Source organism: Arachidicoccus sp. (genome assembly GCF_050436765.1).
Classification (GTDB): Bacteria; Bacteroidota; Bacteroidia; order Chitinophagales; family Chitinophagaceae; genus Arachidicoccus.
Genome location: NZ_JBNQGD010000428.1, coordinates 1 through 3,376 on the forward strand (window position 1 = coordinate 1; position 3,376 = coordinate 3,376).

Below are 3,376 nucleotides of genomic sequence, written 5' to 3' on the forward strand. Positions count from 1 at the left end.
TGAAAGTCTTGAAAAGCTTTTGTTGTTTTAAGATCCGGATAGGCTTCAGATACTGCCATCAACTTGCTAAAGGCATTTTGTAACTCTCCTTGAGCCGCTTGATATTTAGCTAAAGTTGCGGGGTCGTTGATATCTACTTTTACGCTTGTTGCTTGCGCACGTGCATTGATAACAGAGGTTAATGTGGATTTTTCAAAATTTGCCGAGCCTTCAATTGTTTTTATAACGCTACTGTATAAATCGGTACGACGTTGGTAATTAGTTTCTACATTACTCCAAACTTGTTGCACTTGTTGATCTTGCTTCACTAGGCCATTGTAGCTATTGCATCCAACGAAACCGAGCACAATTGCAATGATGATGATTATAATTAATCCTTTTTTCATAGTTATATTTTTTGTTTGATAGAAATTATAGCGGCTTCTCAAAAGCGGGCTTGCTATTTGTTTTTAAAATAATAATTTATGCCAAAATACTCTTTTTTTTATAAACTATCTTGTAGGGGAAGAATTTTTCGGTAAATGACTTCTAAAAAATTGGTAAATAGTAATTTAATCAAAAATAATAAAATAGAAATTCCGATTCTTCCTCTAATTTTGGGCTAAAGAATAAATGTTATCATGCTTAGTTTAAAAGAACAATTGCTGCTATTGTTTTCTGCGCCATTTTATCTAATAATTATTTCCATTGAAATATTATTGACGAATGTGCGTTTGGGCAAAAAAACATACACCGTCAAAGATACTGCTACAAATATTTTCCTTACACTTCTCAATGCAAGTATTGATTTTGGTTTTAAATTGATTTCAATTTTGGTATTGACTTTGGTTTTTTTGAAGAGTCCATTCGAAGATTGGAAAATTGGATTTAGTTATTGGTTGGCCTTGTTAATTGCGGAAGATTTCGCCTATTATTGGTTGCATAGATTTGATCACGAAGTACGCTTTTTTTGGGCAGTGCATGTAACCCACCACAGCTCTCCTCATTTTAATTTTACTACAGGCTTTCGTTCATCAGTCTTTGAGCCTTTGTATAGGTTTGTATATTTTATTCCTTTGGCGTGGTTTGGGTTTAAGCCTATAGATATTGTATTTATGTACTCCGCTACACAAATTTGGGGCACACTTGTACATACGGAGATTATAGGAAAACTTGGATGGCTTGAAAAAATATTTGTTACGCCATCACATCACAGGGTTCATCATGCCTGTAACCCGAAATATTTGGATAAGAATATGGGCATGTTTTTAATTATTTGGGATAAGCTTTTTGGCACTTTTCAAGAAGAACTACCGGAGCAAGAATATGGTCCTATACATTATGGATTAACAAAAAACTTAGAAGAACCAAATATTATTCAATTGCTTTTTCATGAATGGAGGCAAATATGGAAGGACGCTACTACAGAAGGTTTGACTTTCAGTGAAAGATTCAATTATATTTTCGGTCCTCCAGGATATAGCCACGATGGCAGTAGAAAAACAAGTGAGGAAATGAAGGAAGAAGAACAAATATTATTAGGCGAAATAGAGGTATCCTTACTAGAATCAAAAATGGTTTCTACAGAGTTGTAGAAACCGTTTTCGGTAGAATCTTCTGGTTAAAGATAGGATTGAATTTTATTTTTTAAATCTTTGATAGCAATTCTTTCTTGTTGCATTGTATCACGATGACGCAAAGTAACTGTCTCATCTTCTTTACTTTGATGATCGATGGTAATACAAAAGGGGGTACCTATAGCATCCTGTCTGCGATATCGTTTGCCAATTGCATCTTTTTCTTCATAAAAACACTTGAAACGCTGTCTGCAATCATTAAATATTTTTGTTGCTAAATCTGGTAACCCGTCTTTTTTTGTGAGCGGAAATATAGCTAATTTGATTGGTGCGATTTTAGGAGAGATATGCAATACTATGCGAGAATCTGTTGTTCCATCTTCTTTTTGTAAGGTTTCCTCTTCATAGCTATTGGAAAGTATCGCTAGAAACATCCTATCTAAGCCGATGGATGTTTCTACTACGAATGGAATATAATGTTGATTGATTTCCGTATCAAAATAGGAGATTTTTTTACCACTAAATTCCTGATGTCTTTTTAGATCAAAGTCGGTACGAGAATGAATGCCTTCCAATTCTTTAAAACCAAAGGGGAAATCAAACTCAATATCAACAGCAGCATTGGCGTAATGAGCTAATTTAACATGGTCGTGAAAGCGTAATTTTTCTTTAGGCGAGCCCAAACTTAAATGCCATTCAAGACGTATTTGTTTCCATTTTTCGTACCATTCTAATTCAGTTCCTGGTCTACAAAAAAACTGCATTTCCATTTGTTCAAATTCCCGCATCCGGAAGATAAACTGCCTTGCTACGATCTCGTTACGAAAAGCTTTTCCCGTTTGAGCAATGCCAAATGGTATTTTCATCCGTGCGGATTTTTGCACATTTAGAAAATTCACAAAAATGCCTTGAGCTGTCTCTGGCCTTAAATAAATAGTATTCGTTTCTTCCGATACGGACCCAAGTTGGGTATTAAACATCAGATTGAATTGACGGATATCTGTCCAATTAGCTGTTTTGCTAATGCTGCAAACGATCTTGTTATCGTCCAACAATTGTTTGAGAGCCACATAATCTTCTTTTGCCAATAGTTCATCCATTGTTTTAAGTAAAGCATCAGCTTCGGCTTGTTTACCCGTTTGCACTAATTTTTCTGCGTGTGCTTCAAACAAATGATCTACACGATAGCGTTTTTTACTATCTTTATTGTCAATCATAGGATCGCTGAAACTATCAATGTGTCCGCTTGCCTTCCAAGTTGTAGGGTGCATAAATATTGCAGCATCAATGCCAACAATATTATCACTAAGTTGAGTCATCGATCTCCACCAATAATCGCGAATATTCTTTTTCAACTCGCTGCCATAAGGGCCGTAGTCGTATACTGCGCTCAGCCCGTCATAAATTTCACTGCTTGGGAATATAAATCCATATTCTTTTGCGTGCGCTATAATTGCTTGAAAATTATTCTCTCTTTGTGTACTCATAAGGCAAATATAAAAAAGACAATTTAAGTTTTCAGATTATTTTAAAATCTGGACTTAAATTGTCGCTATTAGTGAACTAGCATTTGTGAAGAAATTTGTTTTACAATCCTTTTATTAGGAAAAAACTTTGTCTTCATAAACCGTATTAGGTGCATTGTTTAAAAAATTGGAGATATAATCGTCGGGAGTTTGAAGTTCCATTTTTTCCAGTTCTTGTATTCTCTTCCTTTCTTTTTCTGCCAATTTTTTATTTCTAATTTTTATTGCTACATACATAAGAACGCTTGCTAAAAAGGTACTAGCGAAAATAGAAATAGTGGGGGCTACCTGCCC

4 protein-coding genes are annotated in these 3,376 nt (G+C 34.9%); 1 reads left to right on the top strand and 3 read right to left on the bottom strand.

Annotation, left to right across the window (positions count from 1 at the left end; genetic code table 11):
* A partial coding sequence (locus ACQR30_RS18085) for a LemA family protein (protein ID WP_429737202.1) occupies positions 1 to 386 on the bottom strand: 386 nt, incomplete at its 3' end.
* A gap of 234 nt (positions 387 to 620) precedes the next feature.
* On the opposite strand from ACQR30_RS18085, the gene ACQR30_RS18090 reads away from it, so the two are divergent.
* The gene (locus ACQR30_RS18090; RefSeq protein ID WP_429737203.1) at positions 621 to 1,574 is read left to right on the top strand and encodes a sterol desaturase family protein; all 954 of its coding nucleotides are present in this window, start codon (positions 621 to 623) and stop codon (positions 1,572 to 1,574) included.
* A 26-nt stretch (positions 1,575 to 1,600) separates the two neighbouring features.
* Here ACQR30_RS18090 and ACQR30_RS18095 read toward each other — a convergent pair whose 3' ends face one another.
* Together ACQR30_RS18095 and ACQR30_RS18100 are read right to left on the bottom strand one after the other, a co-directional pair.
* Complete coding sequence (locus ACQR30_RS18095; protein WP_429737204.1) at positions 1,601 to 3,043, bottom strand: glycine--tRNA ligase; 1,443 nt, start codon at positions 3,041 to 3,043, stop codon at positions 1,601 to 1,603.
* 114 nt (positions 3,044 to 3,157) lie between these two features.
* Positions 3,158 to 3,376, bottom strand: a 219-nt coding sequence (locus ACQR30_RS18100) for a hypothetical protein (RefSeq protein WP_429737205.1), incomplete at its 5' end; no start/stop codon positions are given.